The sequence below is a fragment of the Nonomuraea solani genome (assembly GCF_900108335.1).
GTDB lineage: Bacteria > Actinomycetota > Actinomycetes > Streptosporangiales > Streptosporangiaceae > Nonomuraea > Nonomuraea solani.
In genome coordinates, this window is sequence record NZ_FNVT01000017.1 from 252847 (window position 1) to 273400 (window position 20554).

At 71.6% G+C, this 20554-nt stretch carries 19 protein-coding genes; 11 read left to right on the top strand and 8 right to left on the bottom strand.

Annotated features, from left to right (window positions below; all coding sequences use genetic code 11):
- Position 1: 1 nt before the first annotated feature.
- Genes C4V41_RS43670 through C4V41_RS43685 form a run of 4 tightly spaced genes read right to left on the bottom strand, consistent with a single transcriptional unit; the run spans position 2 to position 4894 of the window.
- Entirely contained in the window at positions 2 to 1189 is a 1188-nt protein-coding gene (locus C4V41_RS43670; protein WP_103961914.1) for a glycosyltransferase, read from the bottom strand.
- A complete protein-coding gene (locus C4V41_RS43675) occupies positions 1186 to 2316 on the bottom strand; it encodes a glycosyltransferase family 9 protein (RefSeq protein ID WP_103961955.1) in 1131 nt (376 codons plus the stop codon). The genes C4V41_RS43670 and C4V41_RS43675 overlap by 4 nt, the downstream gene beginning before the upstream one ends.
- Positions 2313 to 3266: a glycosyltransferase family 2 protein gene (locus C4V41_RS43680; RefSeq protein ID WP_235030754.1), complete on the bottom strand. Its 954-nt coding sequence runs from the start codon at positions 3264 to 3266 to the stop codon at positions 2313 to 2315. Before C4V41_RS43680 ends, C4V41_RS43675 begins: the two co-directional genes overlap by 4 nt.
- The gene (locus C4V41_RS43685) at positions 3263 to 4894 is read right to left on the bottom strand and encodes a carbamoyltransferase family protein (protein ID WP_103961915.1); all 1632 of its coding nucleotides are present in this window, start codon (positions 4892 to 4894) and stop codon (positions 3263 to 3265) included. The genes C4V41_RS43680 and C4V41_RS43685 overlap by 4 nt, the downstream gene beginning before the upstream one ends.
- Positions 4895 to 5051: 157 nt before the next feature.
- Between C4V41_RS43685 and C4V41_RS43690 the strand changes: the two genes are divergently transcribed.
- The 3 genes from C4V41_RS43690 (at position 5052) to C4V41_RS43700 (ending at position 6876) form a co-directional block, all read left to right on the top strand.
- On the top strand, positions 5052 to 5642 hold the full coding sequence (locus C4V41_RS43690; RefSeq protein WP_235030755.1) for a D-glycero-alpha-D-manno-heptose-1,7-bisphosphate 7-phosphatase: 591 nt from the start codon (positions 5052 to 5054) through the stop codon (positions 5640 to 5642).
- Positions 5639 to 6559: a glycosyltransferase gene (locus C4V41_RS43695; protein ID WP_200824617.1), complete on the top strand. Its 921-nt coding sequence runs from the start codon at positions 5639 to 5641 to the stop codon at positions 6557 to 6559. Before C4V41_RS43690 ends, C4V41_RS43695 begins: the two co-directional genes overlap by 4 nt.
- 104 nt (positions 6560 to 6663) lie before the next feature.
- The gene (locus C4V41_RS43700; RefSeq protein ID WP_235030758.1) at positions 6664 to 6876 is read left to right on the top strand and encodes a WhiB family transcriptional regulator; all 213 of its coding nucleotides are present in this window, start codon (positions 6664 to 6666) and stop codon (positions 6874 to 6876) included.
- Here the strand turns inward: C4V41_RS43700 and def are convergent.
- On the bottom strand, positions 6812 to 7297 hold the full coding sequence (gene def, locus C4V41_RS43705) for a peptide deformylase (protein WP_103961917.1): 486 nt from the start codon (positions 7295 to 7297) through the stop codon (positions 6812 to 6814). The two genes, C4V41_RS43700 and def, sit on opposite strands and share 65 nt — an antisense overlap.
- Positions 7298 to 7527: 230 nt before the next feature.
- Here def and C4V41_RS43710 point away from each other — a divergent pair, with 230 nt between their 5' ends.
- Together C4V41_RS43710 and C4V41_RS43715 are read left to right on the top strand one after the other, a co-directional pair.
- A complete protein-coding gene (locus tag C4V41_RS43710) occupies positions 7528 to 8694 on the top strand; it encodes a uroporphyrinogen-III synthase (RefSeq protein WP_103961918.1) in 1167 nt (388 codons plus the stop codon).
- Positions 8691 to 9491: a sirohydrochlorin chelatase gene (locus C4V41_RS43715; protein WP_103961919.1), complete on the top strand. Its 801-nt coding sequence runs from the start codon at positions 8691 to 8693 to the stop codon at positions 9489 to 9491. Before C4V41_RS43710 ends, C4V41_RS43715 begins: the two co-directional genes overlap by 4 nt.
- On the opposite strand, the gene C4V41_RS61135 is transcribed toward C4V41_RS43715, so the two are convergent.
- The 3 genes from C4V41_RS61135 to C4V41_RS43725 form a co-directional block, all read right to left on the bottom strand.
- Complete coding sequence (locus tag C4V41_RS61135) at positions 9395 to 9955, bottom strand: hypothetical protein (RefSeq protein ID WP_146104004.1); 561 nt, start codon at positions 9953 to 9955, stop codon at positions 9395 to 9397. The genes C4V41_RS43715 and C4V41_RS61135 overlap by 97 nt on opposite strands.
- 160 nt (positions 9956 to 10115) lie before the next feature.
- On the bottom strand, positions 10116 to 10970 hold the full coding sequence (locus C4V41_RS43720) for a PAC2 family protein (protein WP_103961920.1): 855 nt from the start codon (positions 10968 to 10970) through the stop codon (positions 10116 to 10118).
- Positions 10971 to 11239: 269 nt separating this feature from the next.
- Positions 11240 to 11698, bottom strand: coding sequence for a universal stress protein (locus C4V41_RS43725; RefSeq protein ID WP_103961921.1), 459 nt, complete (start codon positions 11696 to 11698; stop codon positions 11240 to 11242).
- Between the two features lie 139 nt (positions 11699 to 11837).
- On the opposite strand from C4V41_RS43725, the gene metH reads away from it, so the two are divergent.
- The 6 genes from metH to C4V41_RS43755 all read left to right on the top strand — a co-directional run.
- Positions 11838 to 15302, top strand: coding sequence for a methionine synthase (gene metH, locus C4V41_RS43730; protein WP_103961922.1), 3465 nt, complete (start codon positions 11838 to 11840; stop codon positions 15300 to 15302).
- 29 nt (positions 15303 to 15331) lie between these two features.
- Positions 15332 to 15976, top strand: a complete 645-nt coding sequence (locus C4V41_RS43735) for an HAD family hydrolase (RefSeq protein WP_103961923.1) — start codon at positions 15332 to 15334, stop codon at positions 15974 to 15976.
- Positions 15977 to 16082: 106 nt separating this feature from the next.
- Positions 16083 to 16604 (top strand): single stranded DNA-binding domain-containing protein, encoded by a 522-nt coding sequence (locus C4V41_RS43740; protein WP_103961924.1) that lies wholly within the window; start codon positions 16083 to 16085, stop codon positions 16602 to 16604.
- A 235-nt stretch (positions 16605 to 16839) separates the two neighbouring features.
- The gene (locus tag C4V41_RS43745; RefSeq protein ID WP_103961925.1) at positions 16840 to 17832 is read left to right on the top strand and encodes an ABC transporter permease; all 993 of its coding nucleotides are present in this window, start codon (positions 16840 to 16842) and stop codon (positions 17830 to 17832) included.
- A 49-nt stretch (positions 17833 to 17881) separates the two neighbouring features.
- The gene (locus C4V41_RS43750; RefSeq protein ID WP_235030756.1) at positions 17882 to 19648 is read left to right on the top strand and encodes an ABC transporter substrate-binding protein; all 1767 of its coding nucleotides are present in this window, start codon (positions 17882 to 17884) and stop codon (positions 19646 to 19648) included.
- A gap of 84 nt (positions 19649 to 19732) precedes the next feature.
- Positions 19733 to 20554 (top strand): ABC transporter permease (locus tag C4V41_RS43755; protein ID WP_103961926.1); only part of this gene is annotated, 822 nt, incomplete at its 3' end.

The window sequence follows — 20554 nt, forward strand, 5'->3', positions numbered from 1 at the left end:
ATCATCCCCCCATGGCCGCCAGGCGGCAGACCTTTCCATCGATGACCTGCGTGTACACGGCCTCGGTCCGCTCGGCCACGTGCGCCCAGCCGTACCGTTCCCGGCACCGTCTGGCCCCCGCCGCCCCGAGCGTCGCGTGCCGGTCCGGATCCCCGAGCACCTCCTTGAGCGCCCTGGCCAGGGCCCGCGGGCGGCGCGGCGGCACGAGGACGCCGCAGCCCGCGACCGTGTCGAGGTGACCGCCGACCGCCGACGCGATGACGGGCACCCCGCACGCCATCGCCTCGACCGGGACCATGCCGAACGGCTCGTACCAGGGCACCGTCACCACCACGTCGGCCGAGCGCATGAGCGCCGGAACGTGCCGGCGCGGGACGCTGCCGATGACGTGGACGCGCCGGTCGAGCCCGTACGCCGCGGCCAGCTCGCGCAGCCTGGCCGTCTCCTCGTCGTCCGGGCGGCCCCCGGCGATGACCAGGTCGGCGCCGGGAACCTGGCGCATGGCCGCGATCACGGTGTCGACGCCCTTGCGCGGCACCATCCGGCCGATGCTGAGCACCATCTTGGCGCCGGGGCGCGGCGCCACCGGCCCGTCCGGGCAGAACGCCGACAGGTCCACCCCGCACGGGACGACCGCGACGCGCTGCTCGGGGATCCCCATTGCGCACAGCTCGTTCACCTCGTCGCTGCAGGTGGCCAGCACGGCGTCGGCCCGCAGGCCGATCTCGCGCTCGGTGTCGATCCGGTGCGCGGGGCTGGTGTCGGCGTCCCCCTGCCAGCGCCGCTTGACGGTGCCGAGCGCGTGGAAGGTCTGCACCACCGGGATCCCGCCGGCCGCCCGCAGCGCGGCCTGCCCGCTCATCCAGAAGTGCGCGTGCACGACGTCCGGCGGGCGCACGGCCCAGCGGGCGGCGAGCCGCTCGGTGAACTCCGGCATGTACGGAGGCAGGTCGTCCTTCGGAAGAGGAGCCGCGGGACCGGCTCGCACGTACTCGACCGTGACGCCCGGAGCCAGCGGCACCGACTCGGGCTGCGACGCCGAGGAGCGCCGGGTGTGGACGACGACCGTGTGCCCGCGCTCCGCGAGGGCGATGGCCAGCGCGGCGACGTACACGTTCTGCCCGCCGGAGTCCACGCCGCCGACCGCCGCCAGCGGATCCGCGTGCTCGGAGATGAGATCGACCTTCACTGCGTCAGCTCCCTCACTGCCTTGACCACCTGCTCACTTGTCACCTGGGACAGGCACGGGTGTCCGGGGATCGGGCAGACGCGGGCCCTGCTGCCGCCGCAGGGCGCCTGCTGATCTCCGAGCAGCACCGTGGGAACGCCGTACGGGGCCCACCGCGCCGCGGGGACGACGGGGGCGAACAGGCTCACGACCGGGGTACCGACCGCCGCCGCCAGGTGCGCGGGGCCGGTGTTGCCCGCCACGAGCACACCGGCACGATCGATCACGGCGGCCAGTTCCGCGAATGTGGTCACTCCGCCCAGGTCGGCCGCCACGTCGCTGGCCACGAAGGCGGTGAGGTCACGTTCCGTTCCGGTCACGACAACCTGGTGTCCGTCCGCGGCCAGCTCCCGGACGGTCTGCCGATGCCTTTCGGCGGACCAGGTCCGAGCGGGGGCCGAGGTTCCTGGGTGCACCACGACATACGCGCCTTTGTCGGCAACGGCGCCGACGCCACTACAGTGCCCCGTAAATTTGGCTATATCCGGCAATGGCCGCTGAACTGCGAGTTTGCCGTCATCGCCCGGCGGCAGCTCGAATCCGGCCGCCCTGGCGACCGCCAGCATCCGCTCCGCCTCCGGCACGTCGACGCTCTCGTCCACGCGGTGCCGTACGTCGATCAGGGAGCCCGGGTAGTCGTTGCTGATCGCGGTGATCCGGCCCACCCCGGCCAGCCGGAGCAGGAGCGCCAGCGGGAGCGCGGACTGGTGGAACGAGGTCAGGATCACCGCCTCGTCGATCCCGCCCGTCCTTCCGATCAGGTCGGCCACCCGGTCCTTCGTGACGGGTGGCGGGGTGTGGTCGATCCACGGCGCGTGCCACTCCACCACCCGGTCCACCCCGGGCAGCACCTCGGCCGCCGCCCTGCCGTGCGGCCCGGCCAGGAACACCACCTCCCGCGCCCCCGCCCGCACGGCACGGACGGCGGGCCCGGCCAGCAGCACGTCCCCGGCATCGTCCAGCCGCGCCACCAGCACCCGCCCGGCCCTCGACCGCCGGACCGCACCGGCCCCGCCCACTCCGGACCCATCCACTCCGGACCCGTCCAGCCCGGCTTCGCTCGCCCCGGGCTCGCGACCGCCGCTCATCGCCGCGCCCGCCATTCCCCCCGCAGCCGGTGCGCGCAGGCGACCGGCGGGATCAGCACGCTCGTGACGGCCATCCGCAGCACCTCGGCCGGGTCGCGCGGCCCCGGAGCGACCCGCCGCCACACGAACTCGGCGGTCAGCCCCGCCCACACGGCCCCCGCGACCACCGCCAGAGGCCCCGCACCCCGCTTCCGGGCGAGGTGCGCCGCCGTCAGCCCGGCCGCCGTCAGCCCGGCCGCCGTCGTCACCGCGTGCAGCCGCAGCCGCCCCGGCCCGCCGCCGATGGCCGCGCGCCACCCGGAGCCGTGCAGCCGCCGCATCAGCGCGTCGTCCGCGTTGCCCCGCTGGAACCGCACGCTCGCCCAGAACCCGTCCGGCCGCACCGGATGCGCCGTCACCCGCGCACCCTTGACGAGCCGGTGCCCCGCCCGCGAAGCCCGCAGCGCGAAGTCGGCGTCCTCCCGGTACGCCCGCGGGAATCGTTCGTCGAACCCGCCCAGCGCCTCCAGCGCCGACCGCCGGTAGGCCATGTCGGCCGTCACCCACAGCGCCCCTTCGAGCCCGGCGGTGTGCCGCTCACCGTCCGTCGGCCGCCGCCCCGCGGGCAGCGGCACCACGATGCGCCCCTGGCTGCCCGCCACCTCGCCGGGCAGGTCCGCCAGGTCCTTCCGGACCGCCTCGGCCCACCCGGGCCGCGGCATCACGTCGTCGTCCAGGAACACCACCCACGGGGTGTCCGCCGCCCGCCATCCGGCGTTGCGCGCCGCCGCCGGTCCCCGCCCACCCGACCGCACGACACGTACATGCCCGGGAAAGGGCCCCAGCGAGCCCGAAGCGGTGCGATCGTCCACCACGATCACCGGCACCCCCGGCCCCACGGCGGCCAGCGCGCCGCGCAGCGTCGGCCGCCCGATCGTGGGGATCACCACGGTGATCAACGCGGTGGTCACGAGGCGAACACCTCCCCGCGCCGCACCAGGTACGGCCCCAGCGCCAGCACGTCCACCGGCGAGGACCCGAAGCACTCCAGCGCGTCCCGCGGATCGTCCACCATGGGCCGCCCGGCGGTGTTCAGGCTCGTGTTGACCACCACCGGCAGCCCCGTACGCGCCTCGAACTCGCTCAGCACCCGCGCCATCAGCGGCTCCGTCGCCGCCGAGATCGTCTGGATGCGCGCCGTCCCGTCCACGTGCACGACCGCCGGAATGCGCGCCGCCCAGTCGGGCCGCACGTCGTGGACGAACAGCATGTACGGCGACGGCACCGGCCCCCGCCCGAAGATCTCCCCGGCCCGCGACTCCAGCACCATCGGCGCGATGGGCCGGAACTGCTCCCGCCCTTTGACGTCGTTCAGCCGCTCGGTGTTGCGCGCGTGCCCCGGATGCGCCAGCAGCGAGCGCCGCCCGAGCGCCCGCGGCCCGTACTCGGAGCGTCCCTGGAACCAGGCCACGATCCGGTCGGCCGCCAGCTCGGCGGCCACCGCGGCGGCCACGTCGGCGGGGCGGGTGTGCGGCACGCGGGCCACGTCGAGCCACGCGCCCAGCTCCTCGTCGGTGAAGCCGCGCCCGAGCGCCGCGTCCGTCATGGGCGCGGCCGGCTCGCCGTACGCCTGCGCCAGGTGAAGCGCCCCGCCCAGCGCGGTGCCCGAGTCGCCGGCGGCCGGCTGGACCCACACCTCGCCGAACGGGCCCTCGTCCAGCAGCCGGGTGTTGGCCACGCAGTTGAGCGCCACGCCGCCGGCCAGCGCCAGCCGCCGCTCGCCGGTCCGCTCGTGCAGCCAGCGCACCAGCTCCAGCAACACCTCCTCCAGCCGGGCCTGCACGCCGGCGGCCAGGTCGGCGTGGTCGGAGGTCCACGCGGCGCCCTTGGGCAGGGCCTTGGCGTAGCCGTTCCAGTCGACCGGCTCGACCCGGAAGCCGCCGTCGCCGGTCGTGTAGATCACCTCGCGCAGCGCGTCCAGGTGGCGGGGGGTGCCGTAGGAGGCCATCGCCATGACCTTGTACTCGTCGCAGGAGCGCAGGAAGCCGAGGTGTTCGGTGACGTCCTCGTACATGAGGCCGAGCGAGTGCGGCAGCTCCTGCGTGGCCAGCACCTCCAGCTCGCCGCCGCGGTAGACGCCCGCCAGGTGGGAGACGTTCTCGCCGCGGCCGTCGCACACCAGCACCGCGCAGTCGCGCCAGGGTGAGGCCAGGCCCGCCGAGGCGGCGTGCGCGATGTGGTGCGGCACGTAGGTGACCTGGCCGGGGTCGAGGCCGGGCAGCGCCGTGGACAGGAAGGCCGGGGCGCGGACGGCGTACCGGGTGCGCAGGTCCTCCCAGTCGCCCTCCGGCCTCCCGGCCACGAGCGACGGGTCGTAGGAGTAGGCCACCGCGTCGATGTCCTCAGGGGACAGGCCCGCCGTGCTCAGGCACCACGCGGCGGCCTGCTCGGGCAGCTCCCACGCGGAGAACGCCAGCGGCCGCTTGCCGTGCTTACGGCGGCTGAAGCGCTCCTCCTCCGCCGCGGCCACGATCCGGCCGTCGACCACCAGCGCCGCCGCCGGGTCGTGGAAGATCGCGTTGATGCCGAGAAACCTCATGCTGCCTCCTGAGGAATGTGGAGGACCGCTACCGAGAGAAGCGGTCCTCAAACCTTGAGCTGCGGAAACGCGCGGGCCGACGGGCGATTGATGACGCTAAGTAGTTGTTTGTCCCCTCGGCCCCCGGGTAGCTGCCGGGCAGCGACGGAGGTGGAAGGTGTTCGAAAAGCGACGCCCCGGAGCCGTGCTCTTCGACCGGGACGGCACCTTGATCAGGGACGTGCCGTACAACGGCGATCCGAACCTCGTCGAGCCCATGCCCGGCGCCGTGGAGGCGCTGGGCCGTCTCAGACAGGCCGACGTCCCGGTGGCCGTGGTCACCAACCAGTCCGGCGTCGCCAAGGGCCTGCTGTCCCCGGACGAGATGGACCAGGTGAACGCCAAGGTCGAGGAGTTGCTCGGGCCGTTCGACGCGTGGGCGATCTGCGTGCACGACGACGCCGACGGCTGCACCTGCCGCAAGCCCGCGCCCGGGCTCGTGATCAGGGCCGCCGCCGTCCTCGACGTCAGCCCGCGCGACTGCGTGGTGGTGGGCGACATCGGCAGGGACATGGAGGCGGCCAGGGCCGCCGGCGCCCGGGGCATCCTGGTCCCGACGACGCTGACGCTGCAGGAGGAGATCCAGCAGGCCGCCGAGGTCGCCGACGACCTGACCGACGTCGTCGACCGCGTGCTGAGCGACGCGGAAGGGCCGGTGCCGGCCGTCTCGGCGCCCTGGGCCCGCGCGATGGGCTGGAGCCGCTGGTGAGGATCCTCATCTGGCACGTGCACGGTTCGTGGGCCAACGCGTTCGTCCGGGGCGGCCACGAGTACGTGCTCCCGGTTGTCCCCGGTCGTGGTCCCGACGGCCGGGGGCGCGCGGACACCTTCGACTGGCCCGCGCGCGCCCGCGAGGTGCCCTGGGACCGGCTGCGCCACGAATCCGTGGACGTCGCCGTCTACCAGCGCCCGCACGAGATCGACCTGGCCCGCGAGTGGCTGGGGCGCGACGTGCCCGGCGTGTACGTCGAGCACAACACCCCGGTGGGCGACGTGCCCCGCACCCGCCACCCGCTCGCCGGCCGGAGCGACCTCCGCCTCGTGCACGTCACCCACTTCAACGAGCTGTACTGGGACAACGGCCGGGCGCCCACGCGCGTCATCGAGCACGGCGTCCCCGACCCCGGCCACCTGTACACGGGCGAATTGCCCCGCGCGGGCGTGGTGGTCAACGAGCCGGTACGCCGCACCAGGGTCGCCGGGACCGACCTGCTGCCCCGCTTCGCCGAGCGGGTGCCCCTCGACGTGTTCGGGATGAAGGTGCGCGGGCTGCCGTACGGCACCCACGAGGACCTGCCCCAGCACGTCATGCACGCCGAGCTGGCCCGGCGCCGCGTCTACCTGCACCCCTACCGCTGGACCTCGCTGGGCCTGGCCCTCATCGAGGCCATGATGCTCGGCCTGCCCGTGGTCGCGCTGGCGGCCACCGAGGCGATCGAGGCGGTGCCGCCGGAGGCCGGTGTGCTGTCCACGAAGGTGCACGTCCTGGCCGACGCGCTGGACGCGTACGCGAACGATCCCGAGCGCGCCGCGCAGAGCGGAAAGGCGGCCAGGGCCTCCGCGCTGGCCCGCTACGGACTCAGCAGATTCCTCTCCGATTGGGATCGGCTGCTCGGCGAGGTATGACCTGCCGATTATGGGTAGGCGCCAGGAGCATGATGATGATGCTCGACTGGACACGCAGGGCCGCCTGCCTGGAACTGGACCCGGAACTGTTCTTCCCGATCTCGATGGAAGGACCTGGCCAGTCTCAGGTCGAGCAGGCCAAACACGTTTGCGGCGGCTGCCCGGTGCGGGAGCCGTGCCTCGCCTACGCGCTCGACACCCGGCAGGCGTACGGGGTGTGGGGCGGCACCGACCCCGGGCAGCGGCGTGAGCTCAGCCCGCCGTCAGAGCCTCGGCCAGAAACCGTTCCCGTTCGGCCGCTTCGAGGTGGTCGCTGAACAGCACGCCGTCGAGGTGGTCGATCTCGTGCTGCAGCACCCTCGCCAGCACGCCGAGCGCCCGCACGGTCACGGGTTTGCCGAACATGTCGCGGCCCCGTGCCGTGACCATGTAGGACCGTTCCAGCGGCCACCACAATCCGGGCGCCGACAGGCACGCCTCGTCGGCCGTGACGCGCCGCGCCGACAGCTCCAGCCGGGGATTGACCAGATGGCCGGACTTGCCGTCGTAGGAGTAGACCACGACGCGCGCCGCCTCGCCGATCTGCGGAGCCGCCAGACCGGCCCGGCCTGACCCCGCCCGCATGGTGGCGGTCAGGGACTTCACCAGTCGCCGGAGCTCACGGTCGAAATCCTGGACCGGCGCCGCGACCGAGCGGAGCACCGGATCGTCGAACATGCGAATAGGCCGGACCGTCACTCGCAACTCCCCGATAGGCCGCGATCGTCACGGTGAACGTTTCCCCGGACCGCGCCCCGCCAACCGCGAAGCTCCTGCCTTGTAGCACAGCGGTAACAGAGGAGACCCAGAGGCGAAACCCCCCGAAAGCAGTATCGGAGGGTGATCTCACTTGCGTCACACGCGCCTGTGATGCCTGGCCGGGCGCTCGGGGCCCGGCCAGGCATCCATGACCATCAGGAGGTGCACGTATGAGCGCGCTTCCCGACGAGAGCGGCTCCTCCCCGGAGACGGCACCCGACGCCCTGTCGGGCTTCACCGTCGGCGTGACCGCGACGAGACGGCGCGAGGAGTTCGGGGCGCTCCTGGAGCGCCGCGGCGCCCGCGTGGTCAGCGCCCCCGCCATCCGGCTGGTCCCGCTGGCCGAGGACGCCGACCTGCTCGCCGCGACCCGGCTCAGCCTGGCGGACCCGCTCGACGACGTGGTGGTCACCACCGGCGTCGGCTTCCGCGGCTGGATGGCCGCCGCCGAGGGCTGGGGCCTGTCCGGCGACCTGAACGAGCACCTGTCCAGGTCGCGCCTGCTGACCCGCGGCCCCAAGGCCAGGGGAGCGGTACGCGCCGCCGGGCTCAACGACCACTGGACCCCCGCCACCGAATCGTGCGAGGAGGTCAAGCAGTACCTGCTGGCCCAGGACCTGCGCGGGCGGCGCATCGCGGTGCAGCAGCACGGTGAGCCGCTCAGCGACTTCGTGGCCGACCTGCGGCAGGCCGGGGCCGAGGTGATCGAGATCCCGGTCTACCGGTGGCTGCCGTATCGCGACATCTCGCCGCTGCGCCGCCTGATCAGCCAGACGATCTCCGGCTCGGTGGACGCGGTCGCCTTCACCAGCGCGCCCGCCGTGCAGGCCATGCTGGGCGCGGCGCGGGCCGAGGGGCTGGAGGAGGCGCTGCTGGCCGCGTTCAGCGGTCCGGTCGTGGCCGCCTGCGTGGGGCCCGTCACCGCCGACCCGCTGGTCTCGCGCGGCGTGCCGACGCTGCAGCCGGACCGCTCACGGCTCGGCGCGCTGGCCCGCGCCCTGGCCAGGCACCTGCCCGAGCACGGCGTCACCCGGCTCGTGGCCGGCGATCACCGGCTGGAGATCCGCGGCCACGCCGTCGTCGTGGACGGGGAGCTGCGGCCGCTGCCGCCGGCGCCGATGGCGGTGCTCAAGCGGCTGTCCGACAAGCCGGGGCACGTGGTGTCGCGGGCGGAGCTGCGTACCGTGCTGCCCGGCAGCGCCGCGCGCGACTCTGCCGAGCACGCCGTGGAGATGGCCATCACCCGGCTGCGCCGCGCCCTCGGGCCTGGCGGGATCGTCGAGACGGTGGTCAAGCGCGGTTACCGGCTCGCCTGCCGCTACGAGGCCGGCCTGTGACGCCCGCGCTCGTCCTGGCCGCGCACGGCACGCGCAGCGCGGCGGGGGAGCGGACCCTGTCGGCCCTGGCGGAGACGGTCAGAAGGGCGCGGCCCGGGCAGCGGGTGGAGCTGAGCTACCTGGAGATCAGCTCGCCGCTCCTGTCGGACGTCCTGCCCGAGGTCCGCGGCCCGGTGGTGGTCGTCCCGCTGCTGCTGGCCGGCGGCTACCACGCCCACATCGACCTGCCCGAGGTCATCGCCCGGCACCGCCCCGACGCGGTGGTGGCCGGCTGGCTGGGGCCGCACCGGCTGCTGACCGACGCGCTGGCGCGCAAGCTGACGCGCGCCGGGCTGCGCGCCACGGACGCGGTCGTGCTCGGCGCGGCCGGCTCGTCCGACCCGTCGGCGCTGGCCGACGTGCGCGCCGCCGCACACCGCCTCGCCGTGCGCCTGGCCCGCCCGGTGACGGCGGCCTTCGCCTCGGCCGGTACGCCCTCCCTGGAGGAGGCCATGGACCGGCTGGACTCGACCGACTCGACCCCCGCCGCGCGGGTGGCGATCGCCTCGTACGTGCTCGCGCCCGGCTTCTTCCACGACCGGCTGGCCGCGTCAGGGGCGGGGCTGGTGACCGAGCCGCTGGGGGCGGACCCCGACGTGGCGGCGCTCATCTGGCACCGCTACGACGAGTCCCTGCGCCGCCACCTGCCCCAGACCGGGCTTCAGGCGTTCGGCTCCAAGCGCAGCTCGCGCACGATCTCCCGTGCGCTGTCCTCGCGCGAGAGCCCGCCGTCCGCACCGAGGAACATCTCGATGTAGGCCCGGTGGAAGCATCCCGCGACCAGCAGCCGCGCGCTCGCCTCCGGATCCACGTCGGGACGAATCCGGCCCAGATCCCGCTCGGCCGCCAGGTAGGCGGCCAGCGGCGCGATCTCCATGCGCGGCCCGAGCCCGGTGTCGCGGATGGCCTCGCGGAACCGCACGGTCACGGAGGGTGAGGTGAACGCGGGCAGCGCCGCGCCCTGCACTTCGAGGTGATAGTCGATGCCGGCCTGAGCGACGGGCAGAAGATTGTCCGATACGCACCCTTTTCCGATGCGATGGTCGAGGTCATGAAGAATGCTGAGCCAGAGCGGGAGCCGGTCCTGGAGCAGGGCCAGATAGTGGTCCACCGACCCGCCGCCGTTGTCCTCGCGGACCTCGCGGAGGGAGACGGCCATCTCCAGGATGCGCCGCCTGGTGTCCTGGCTCCTCTGATACGGATCTACGTGGGAAGTCGCCATGGCGTGCCTAACGTGCGCGGTCAAGTGACTAGGCATCACGTGCGAAGCCGAGATTTTCGGGGGTGAGGGCTAAATCTGGAGTCCCAACTTGGTGCAATCTTGCACGGTTCCCGATTATTGCCCAAAATCACCAAAAAATGTCGGATCTAACCCCTGAAAATTAGCTGTCAGTGTCGGTGTCGCGGCGCCGCAGATAGCGCTCGAACTCGGCCGCGATCGCGTCTCCGCTGGCCTCGGGCAGCTCGGCGGCGTCCTTGCGCTCCTCGAGCTCCTTGACGTAGTCGGCCACCTCGGAGTCCTGTGAGGCCAGCTCGTCGACGCCGCGCTCCCACGCGCGCGCCTCCTCGTCGAGATCGCCCAGGGGCATGGGGATCTCCAGCACGTCTTCCAGCCGGCGCAGCAGCGCCAGCGTGGCCTTCGGGTTGGGCGGCTGGGCGACGTAGTGGGGCACCGACGCCCACAGCGCGATGGAGTCGAGCCCGGCCTCGCCGAACGCGTGCTGCAGCACCCCCACGATGCCCGTCGGGCCCTCGTAGCGGCTCAGCTCCAGGTTGGTGGAACGCGCCAGCGTCAGATCGGTCGCGCTGCCCAGGATCGGCACGGGACGGGTGTGCGGCGAGTCGTTGAGCAGGGCGCCCAGCATGACGGCCAGGTCGACGCCCAGCTTGCGGCAGATCAGGATGATGTCGGCGCAGAACGAGCGCCAGCGCATGTTGGGCTCGATGCCGCGCAGCAGCACGACGTCGCGCTCGATCCCCGGAGGGCGGGCGCGCAGCAGCCGCGTCGTCGGCCACACGATCGAGCGGGTGAGCCCGTCGGTCATCTCGACCACGGGCCGCGTCACCTGGAAGTCGTAGTAGTCGTCGGGGTCGAGCGCGACGAGCGGCTCGGCCTTCCACGCCGACTCGAGATGGGAGATCACACCGCTGGAGGCCTCGCCCGCGTCGTTCCACCCTTCGAACGCGGCAATGAGCACCGGGTCGACGAGCTCGGGGAGCCCTTCGAGCTCTGTCACGTGTCGCCTCCTCTCTCCATCGTCCCGCTAAGCCTATGCGGTCGGCGGCCGTCGGCGTCACCGATCTCCCCGCGAGCCCCTTCCGGCCGGTACGAGCGCCGCCGGCGCACCACCGGCCGAACCAGCAGGCCGGGCCATCCCCCCGCCCGCCCGCGCCCCGCCCGCCGGCCTGCCCGCCGCGGCGCGTACACGGGCGTGTCGTCCGGCGCGCCACCATCACACCCGGACGCGCGCGTACGCGAGAGCGCGCCTCCGGGGAGTGAAGGTCGTCAGCGGCCGCCGTCCGTGGTGTGCACGATCAGCACGTCGCACGACGCCCGGTGCGTCACCGCGGACGGCACCGAGCCGAGCAGCCGCCCCGCCAGGCTGTTGAGCCCCCGGTTGCCCACCACCAGCAGGTCGGCGCGGTGCCGGGCGGCCAGGGCGATCAGCACGTCCACCGCCTCACCCTGCTCGGCCGACAGCACCACGTCCGTCGCACCCCCCGCCACGGCGTGCTCACGCGCCGCCCGCAGTGCGTCGTCCGCGGGGGTGGAGCCGCTCACCTTGTACGCCAGCTCGCCCAGCCGCTCGGCGGCCGCGGCCCGCTCGTTCCCCCGCATGGGCAGGTACGCGCACGCCAGCACGAGCGTGGCCCCGGTCGCCCCGGCCAGGGACGCCGCCGCCGACACGGCGCGGAAGGAGGAGGCGGACCCGTCGGTGCCGACGAGTACGGTGCGGTAGCCCATGAACCCTCCAATTGGACGCGAAGTTCAATTGCTGCCCGATACCCTAACCCCCCACCCGCCCGCCCCTCGATCCGCACGCGTCCGGGGCACGGCTCGAGGCGGGGCCGGGCCTCGGAACGCACCCGATAAGCTGGACCCCATGAGCACCTCCCCGTCCTTCCGAGAAGTGTTGTCCGAGCGCGTCATCGTGGCCGACGGGGCGATGGGCACGATGCTCCAGGCCCAAGACCCGACGCTCGACGACTTCCACGGTCACGAGGGCTGCAACGAGGTGCTCAACGTCACCCGCCCCGACATCGTGCGCGGCGTCCACGACGCCTACTTCGCGGTCGGCGTCGACTGCGTGGAGACCAACACCTTCGGCGCCAACCTCGCCGCCCTCGGCGAATACGACATCTCCGACCGCGTCTTCGAATACTCCGAGGCCGGCGCCAGGATCGCCCGCGAGGCCGCCGACCACTGGTCCACGCCCGACCGGCCGCGTTTCGTGCTCGGCTCCATGGGCCCCGGCACCAAGCTGCCCACCCTCGGCCACCTGCCCTACGCGACCCTGCGCGACGCCTACCGCGACAACGCCGCGGGCCTGATCGCGGGCGGCGCCGACGCGCTGATCATCGAGACCTGCCAGGACCTGCTCCAGGTCAAGGCGGCCGTCGTCGGCTCCAGGCAGGCCATCGAAGACGCCGGCCGCGACGTGCCGATCATCGCGCAGGTGACGATCGAGACCAACGGCGCGATGCTGCTCGGCTCCGAGATCGGCGCCGCCCTGACCGCGCTGGAGCCGCTCGGCATCGACGTCGTCGGCCTCAACTGCGCGACCGGCCCCGCCGAGATGAGCGAGCACCTGCGCTACCTGGCCCGCCACTCGCGCCTCAAGCTGTCCTGCATGCCCAACGCGGGCCTGCCGGTGCTGACCGCCGACGGCGCGTACTATCCTCTGTCGGCCGAAGAGCTGGCCGGCGCGCACGAGACCTTCACCCGCGACTACGGCCTGTCCCTGGTCGGCGGCTGCTGCGGCACCACGCCCGAGCACCTGCGCCAGGTCGTCGAGCGGGTCCGCGGCAACGAGGTCGCCCGCCGCCGCCCGCACCCGGAGCCCGGCGCCTCCTCGCTCTACCAGACGGTCCCGTTCCGGCAGGACACCTCCTACCTGGCCATCGGCGAGCGCTGCAACACCAACGGCTCCAAGGCCTTCCGCGAGGCGATGCTGGAGGGCCGCTGGGACGACTGCGTCGAGACGGCCCGCGACCAGGCCCGCGACGGCGCCCACATGCTCGACCTGTGCGTCGACTACGTCGGCCGCGACGGCGTGGCCGACATGAAGGAGCTGGCCTTCCGCTTCGCCACCGCCTCCACGCTGCCGATCATGCTCGACTCGACCGAGCCCGCGGTGCTGGCGGCCGGCCTCGAGATGCTGGGCGGGCGCGCCGCGGTCAACTCCGTCAACTACGAGGACGGCGCCGGCCCCGACTCCCGCTTCCAGAAGATCATGCGGCTCGTCCGCGAGCACGGCTCGGCCGTCGTCGCCCTGACCATCGACGAGGAGGGCCAGGCCCGCACCGCCGACTGGAAGGTGCGCGTGGCCACCCGCCTGGTCGAGGACCTGACGGGCAACTGGGGCATGCGGGTCGAGGACATCATCGTCGACTGCCTCACCTTCCCCATCGCCACCGGCCAGGAGGAGACCAGGCGCGACGGCCTGGAGACCATCGAGGCGATCCGCGAGCTCAAGCGGCGCTTCCCCGGCGTGCAGACCACGCTAGGCCTGTCCAACATCAGCTTCGGCCTCAACCCGGCCGCCCGCATGGTGCTCAACTCGGTGTTCCTCAACGAGTGCGTCAACGCGGGGCTCGACTCCGCCATCGTGCACGCCTCCAAGATCCTGCCGATGGCCCGCATCCCCGACGAGCAGCGCCAGGTCGCGCTCGACATGGTCTACGACCGCCGCCGCGAGGGCTACGACCCGCTGCAGAAGTTCATGGACCTGTTCGAGGGCGTCGACGCCGCCGCCATGCGCGCCGGCAAGGCCGAGGAGCTGGCCGCGCTGCCACTGTACGAGCGGCTCAAGCGGCGCATCATCGACGGCGAGAAGAAGGGCCTGGAGGCCGACCTCGACACCGCGCTCGGCCAGCGGCCCGCCCTGGAGATCATCAACGACGTGCTGCTCGACGGCATGAAGACGGTCGGCGAGCTGTTCGGGTCGGGGCAGATGCAGCTGCCGTTCGTGCTGCAGTCGGCCGAGGTCATGAAGTCCGCCGTCGCCTACCTCGAACCGCACATGGACCGCGTCGAGGGCGAGACCAAGGGCCGCATCGTGCTGGCCACGGTCAAGGGCGACGTGCACGACATCGGCAAGAACCTCGTCGACATCATCCTGTCCAACAACGGCTACCAGGTGGTCAACCTCGGCATCAAGCAGCCGGTCTCGGCCATCCTCGAGGCCGCCGACGAGCAGAAGGCCGACGTCATCGGCATGTCCGGGCTGCTGGTGAAGTCGACGGTCATCATGAAGGAAAACCTGGAGGAGATGAACTCCAGGAAGCTCGCCCAGCGCTACCCGGTGCTGCTCGGCGGCGCCGCCCTGACCCGCGCCTACGTCGAGCAGGACCTGGCCGGGCTGTTCGAGGGCGAGGTGCGTTACGCGCGCGACGCGTTCGAGGGGCTGCGGCTCATGGACGCGTTCATGGCCGTCAAGCGCGGCGTCGCGGGCGCGACGCTGCCGCCGCTGCGCGAGCGGCGCGTCAAGGCGGGCGCGGTGCTGGAGCGCACGCCCGTCGAGCGGCTCCCGGCCCGCTCCGACGTGGCCGCCGACAACCGGCTGCCCAAGGCGCCCTTCTCCGGCGACCGAATCGTCAAGGGCATCTCGCTGAACGAATACGCCGCCTTCCTCGACGAGCGGGCCCTGTTCCTCGGCCAGTGGGGGCTCAAGCCCACCAGGGGCGGCGACGGGCCCGGCTACGAGGAGCTGGTCGAGACCGAGGGCCGGCCGCGGCTGCGCATGTGGCTGGAGCGGATGCAGACCGAGGGCCTGCTGGAGGCGGCTGTCGTCTACGGCTACTTCCCGTGCGTCTCCGACGGCGACTCGCTGATCATCCTCGGCGACGACGGCGACGAGCGCACCCGCTTCACCTTCCCGCGCCAGCGCCGCGACCGGCACCTGTGCCTGTCCGACTTCTTCCGCTCCAAAGACTCCGGCGAGGTCGACGTGGTCGGCTTCCAGGTGGCCACCATGGGGTCGAAGATCTCCGACGCCACCGCCGAGCTGTTCGCCAAGGACGCCTACCGCGACTACCTGGAGCTGCACGGCCTGTCGGTGCAGCTCACCGAGGCACTGGCCGAATACTGGCACGCCCGAGTGCGCGCGGAGTGGGGCATCGGCGGCGAGGAGTCCCTCGACGACATGCTCAAGGTCAACATCCAGGGCTGCCGCTACTCCTTCGGCTACCCGGCCTGCCCCAACCTGGAGGACCAGAAGCAGCTGTTCGAGCTGCTCGACCCCGAGCGCATCGGGGTGACGCTGTCGGAGGAGTTCCAGCTCCACCCCGAGCAGGCCACCTCCGCGCTGGTCGCCCACCACCCCGAGGCCAAATACTTCAACGTCTAGAGACGAGCACGACGAATCGGGGGCAGGGCATGCAGGCGGTCTTCTTCGACATGGACGGGCTGCTCGTCGACAGCGAGCGCGTCTGGCTGGAGATCGAGACCGAGGTGATGGCCAGGCTCGGCGCCGCGTGGACGCCCGAGCACCAGGCCCACCTCGTCGGCGGGTCGATGGAGCGCACGGTCGATTACATGCTGGCCGTGTCCGGCGCCGATGTGCCCCCCGAGACCGTGCGGGAGTGGATGACGACCGGCATGGTGGCCCGGCTGTCGGCCGGGGTGCGCGTCCTGCCGGGCGCCTCCGAGCTGCTCGACGCCCTGCGCGACGAGGGTGTGCCCGTGGGCCTGGTCACCTCCTCGCTCAAGGAGATCGCCGACGCGGTGCTCAAGAGCGTCGGCAGAGACCGCTTCGACGTCGTCGTCACCGCCGACGACGTGACCCGCACCAAACCGGACCCTGAGCCCTACCTGACGGCCGCCCGGCTGCTCGGCGTTGAGCCGGTCCGCTGCGTCGTCCTGGAAGACTCCCCGAACGGCGTGGCGGCCGCGACGGCGGCCGGCTGCGCGGTGGTCGCCGTGCCCAGCCTGCTGCCGATCGAGCCGGCGCCCGGCCGCCTGGTGGTCTCGTCCCTGACGGAGGTCGGGGTCGCCGACCTGAGGGCGCTGCCGCCCGCCTGAGGGTTTCTCCCCGGTTCCCCTAAGGGAAAAGTGGTTCTCGCGGAGGAGGCAGGCGCTGGTTCGCGTGCCAGGATGGAGAGAAAGCCACGACGAGGGGAACGGTTGTATGGACGCGTATGGCGCGATCGCTTGGCTGCCGCTGTGCGCCGGAGCGAGCATCGCCGGGCTGGCGCTCGCCTTTCTGGCCTTCAGGCGCAGGGGAGCGGCCTCCGGCATGCGGGTGACGGCGTGGGCGTTGCTGCCGATGGCGGCCTACCTGACCGGCGCGCTGCAGGCCCTGTGGACCATCGGCACCACCGTCGCCGGCTTCGTGACCAGCCTGGTGTTCAATCCCAGTGTGTGGGCGGGCGTGGCCGTGGCGGGGCTGTCGGCAGTACTGTTCGTCGCCTCGGGGGTGATGCGCGGCAGGAGGCTGGCGTTCGGCAGGAAGAAGAAGGCCGCTGCGCCGCAGCAGCCCGCCACGCCCGGTGTTCAGCAGGGTGACAAGCAGGGTGGCAGGCAGACTTCCGGGAAGCCCGCCGCCGCCACGCCCGGGCCGCAGCCCGCGGTGAGTGCGAAGAAGCCCGCCAAGGCCGATGACGACTTCTCCGACATTGAGGACTTGCTGAAGCGCCGGGGCATCAGCTGAATCAGTCCCTTGAGGGGATATGTCACGGTTCTGAGACGGAAACGCGACACGTACCGGACAATCTCTTCAAGATCGATACGAATGAGTTTCGCATCAATCACAGATTAGCCACATAGCGGCCTGAGGGGCTGGTCAGCGCAGCTCAGGCCATAGATTCTGCCTCCTGAGGTCGCGAGTCGCGGTCTAAAGTCAGTACACAGAGACAGCGTCGTCTGGTACCAGGGGGCAATCCGGCATGACCGCACCGCTAGACGTTTCCGGCTCCGCCGCGGAAGCGCATCCGGAGTCCGTGCTCGTGGGAGCGGGCAAGGCCATCCAGGGACGGTCGCTGACCCGGATCGCCTGGATACGGCTCCGGCGCGACAAGATCGCGCTCACCGGCGGCGTCGTCGTGCTCCTGCTGATCCTCATGGCGATCTTCTCCTCGCCCATCATCTCGCTGCTGGGGCACCCGCCGCTGGAATACCACCAGGACCAGATCGACCCCAACACGCTCCTGCCCAAGGGCACCTTCGGCGGAGTGAGCGGCGAATACCTGCTGGGCGTCGAGCCGATCAACGGCCGCGACGTCTTCAGCCGGATCGTCGCCGGCGCCTGGATCTCGCTGCTGATCGGCTTCCTGGCCACGATCGTGTCGGTCGTCATCGGCACCACGCTCGGCGTCGTCGCCGGCTACTTCGGCGGCTGGGTCGACCAGGTCATCGGCCGGCTCATGGACGTCTTCCTGGCCTTCCCGCTGCTCGTCTTCGCGATCGCGCTCGCCGGGGTCATCCCCGACAAGGCGTTCGGCCTGGAGGGCGACAGCCTGCGGATCGCGATGCTGATCTTCATCATCGGCTTCTTCAGCTGGCCCAGCATCGGCCGCATCGTGCGCGGCCAGACGCTCTCGCTGCGCGAGCGCGAGTTCGTCGACGCGGCCAAGAGCCTCGGCGCGCGCCACGGCTACATCCTGTTCCGCGAGGTGCTGCCCAACCTCCTGGCGCCGATCCTGGTGTACGCGACCCTGCTGATCCCGACCAACATCCTGTTCGAGGCCGCGCTCTCGTTCCTGGGCGTCGGCATCAACCCGCCCACTCCCACCTGGGGCGGGATGCTCTCCGAGGCGGTCCGCTTCTACACGCTGCCCCACTTCGTGCTCTTCCCGGGTCTGGCGATCTTCATCACCGTCCTCGCGTTCAACCTGTTCGGCGACGGGCTGAGGGACGCCTTCGACCCGCGCGCGCACTGAACCTCGCCAACGCTTCATCCCCCGCATCTCACTAACAAGGGGTTAGTCAATGAGAAGGAAACACGCACTGGCAGGAGCCGCGACAGCGGCGCTGGCCCTGGTGCTCTCCGCCTGTGGCGGCGGAGGTGGCGGTACACCGCAGCAGCCCGCCCAGACGGCCGGCGGCGGCGCCGCGCAACCCGCGTTCAACACCGCCCTCACCCAGGTGTACAACCCTTCCCAGAAGAAGGGCGGCACGCTCAAGGCGGCCCACTCCTCCGACTGGGACAGCCTCGACCCGGGTGACACCTACTACGGCTACTCGTTCAACTTCGGCCGGTTCTACTGGCGGACGCTGACCATGTACAAGACGGGGCCGGGCCCCGACGGCAACACCGTCGTCCCCGACCTGGCCGAAGGGCTCGGCACGCCGAGCGCGGACGGCAAGACGTGGACGTACAAGCTGAAGAGCGGTCTGAAGTTCGAAGACGGCACCCCGATCACCGCCAAGGACGTGGTGTACGGCGTGGCGCGGAGCTTCGACAAGGAGACCTTCCCGCACGGCCCCTCCTACCTCAACGAGCTGCTCAACTGGCCGAAGGACTTCAAGGGCGTCTACAAGACCCCCGACGTCGACTACAAGTCGGCCGTCGAGGCCACCGACGACACGACGGTCGTGTTCCACCTGAACAAGCCGTTCGCGTCGATGGACTACGTCGTCCAGATGCCGATGTCGGCCCCGGTGCCGAAGGACAAGGACACGGGCGCCAAGTACAAGGAGAAGGTCGTCTCCTCGGGCCCGTACAAGTTCGAGACGAACGAGATCGGCAAGCGCTTCAGCCTGGTCCGCAACGACCAGTGGGACCCGGCGACCGACCCGAACCGTCCCGCGCTGCCGGACAAGATCGAGGTCCAGCTCAACGTCAACGCCGACGACCTCGACAACCAGCTCATCTCGGGCAGCATCCAGCTCGACATCCCCGGCACCGGCATGCAGCCGGCCGCCCTGGGCAAGGTCCTGCCGGACCCGGCGCTGAAGGCCCGCACGGACAACCCGACCATCCCCAGGCTCTGGTACGTCTCGGTGATCCCGGACACGCCGCCGCTGGACAACGTCGAGTGCCGCAAGGCCGTCCTGCTCGCCGCGGACCGCGTCGCCAACCAGACCGCCTTCGGCGGCCCGCTGGCCGGCGGCGACATCGCCACGAACGTCATGCCGCCGCCCATCGTCGGCCAGGAGAAGTTCGACCTGTACGCCACGCCGGAGAACAAGGGTGACGCGACCAAGGCCAAGGCGGCGCTGTCCGCGTGCGGCCAGCCGAACGGCTTCGCGACCACCATGTCCTTCCGCTCGGACCGCCCGCGCGAGAAGGCGCTGGCCGAGGCGATGCAGCAGGCTCTGGACAAGGTCGGCATCAAGCTCACGCTGAAGGGCTTCCCGGCCTCCAGCTACTTCTCCGACTACGCGGGTAACGTCGCCTACGTGAAGAAGAACGGCATCGGCCTGGCCACCCACGGCTGGGGCTCCGACTGGCCCGACGGTTACGGCTTCATGCAGGCCATCGTCGACAGCCGCACCATCCGCCCGGCGGGCAACTACAACCTGAGCGTCAAGAACCCCGAGGTCGACAAGCTGATCGACCAGGCCTCGGCCGAGCTCGACGCCACCGCCCGCGAGAAGCTCTGGGTCGACGTCGACAAGAAGGTCATGGAGGACGCCTCCATCCTTCCGGTGGTGTGGGCCAAGTCGCTGCTCATGCGCGGCCAGGGTGTGACGAACATCGCCTACAACGAGGGCCAGAGCATGTACGACTACGTGCTGCTCGGCGTCCAGTGACCAGGCGAGGTTCGGGGATCTAGCGAAGGCAGGTGAAGGCAGGAGTGGCCCGCCCGCGGCGGGCGGGCCACTCGGCCGGTAGCGGTGGTCACATACATCATCAGGCGTCTGATCGGCGCCTTCGCCATGCTGATCGTGATCAGCATGGTCACCTTCGGCATCTTCTTCGTGGTGCCGCAGTGGGCGGGCGCGACGCCCGAGGCCATGGCCTCGCGCTACGTCGGCCGCGCGGCCACACCGGAGACCGTCCACCTGGTGGCCGAGCGGCTCGGCTTCAACGACCCGGTGGTGGTGCAGTACGGCAGGTTCCTCAAGGGCCTGTTCGCCGGCGCCGAGTACGACTACGGCGCGGGCGTCGAGCAGTGCCCGGCTCCCTGCTTCGGCTACTCCTTCATCAGCGGGCAGCCCGTCTGGCCTAACCTGGTCGACCGCATGCCGGTGACCTTCTCCCTGGCCCTCGGCGCGGCGCTCATCTGGGTCGTGGCCGGCGTCAGCGTGGGCGTGATCTCCGCCCTGCGCAGAGGCAGCTTCTTCGACCGCATCTCCATGGGCACCGCCCTGGCCGGCGTGTCGCTGCCCATCTTCTTCACCGGCATGATCTCCCTGGTCGTCTTCAGTTACGGCCTGGGCTGGACACCGCCGGGCGGCGCGTGGACGGACTTCACCGTGAATCCCGCGCAGTGGGCCTACAACCTGCTGCTGCCCTGGATCACCCTGGCGTTCCTGTTCGCCGCCGGTTACGCCAGGCTCACCCGGGCCGGGATGCTGGAGACCATGGGGGAGGACTACATCCGCACCGCCAGGGCCAAGGGCCTGCGCGAGCGCGAGGTCGTGGTCAGGCACGGCCTGCGCGCCGCGCTCACGCCCATCCTGACCCTCTTCGGCATCGACTTCGGCCTGCTCATC

Excerpts from the sequence above, each read along its gene's own strand:
- C4V41_RS43675 (WP_103961955.1), bottom strand. The coding sequence starts at position 2,316 with ATGAGCGGCGGTCGCGAGCCCGGGGCGAGCGAAGCCGGGCTGGACGGG.
- C4V41_RS43685 (WP_103961915.1), bottom strand. The coding sequence starts at position 4,894 with ATGAGGTTTCTCGGCATCAACGCGATCTTCCACGACCCGGCGGCGGCG.
- C4V41_RS43700 (WP_235030758.1), top strand. The coding sequence starts at position 6,664 with ATGGAAGGACCTGGCCAGTCTCAGGTCGAGCAGGCCAAACACGTTTGC.
- C4V41_RS43710 (WP_103961918.1), top strand. The coding sequence starts at position 7,528 with ATGAGCGCGCTTCCCGACGAGAGCGGCTCCTCCCCGGAGACGGCACCC.
- C4V41_RS61135 (WP_146104004.1), bottom strand. The coding sequence starts at position 9,955 with ATGGCGACTTCCCACGTAGATCCGTATCAGAGGAGCCAGGACACCAGG.
- C4V41_RS43725 (WP_103961921.1), bottom strand. The coding sequence starts at position 11,698 with ATGGGCTACCGCACCGTACTCGTCGGCACCGACGGGTCCGCCTCCTCC.
- metH (WP_103961922.1), top strand. The coding sequence starts at position 11,838 with ATGAGCACCTCCCCGTCCTTCCGAGAAGTGTTGTCCGAGCGCGTCATC.
- C4V41_RS43735 (WP_103961923.1), top strand. The coding sequence starts at position 15,332 with ATGCAGGCGGTCTTCTTCGACATGGACGGGCTGCTCGTCGACAGCGAG.
- C4V41_RS43740 (WP_103961924.1), top strand. The coding sequence starts at position 16,083 with ATGGACGCGTATGGCGCGATCGCTTGGCTGCCGCTGTGCGCCGGAGCG.
- C4V41_RS43745 (WP_103961925.1), top strand. The coding sequence starts at position 16,840 with ATGACCGCACCGCTAGACGTTTCCGGCTCCGCCGCGGAAGCGCATCCG.
- C4V41_RS43750 (WP_235030756.1), top strand. The coding sequence starts at position 17,882 with ATGAGAAGGAAACACGCACTGGCAGGAGCCGCGACAGCGGCGCTGGCC.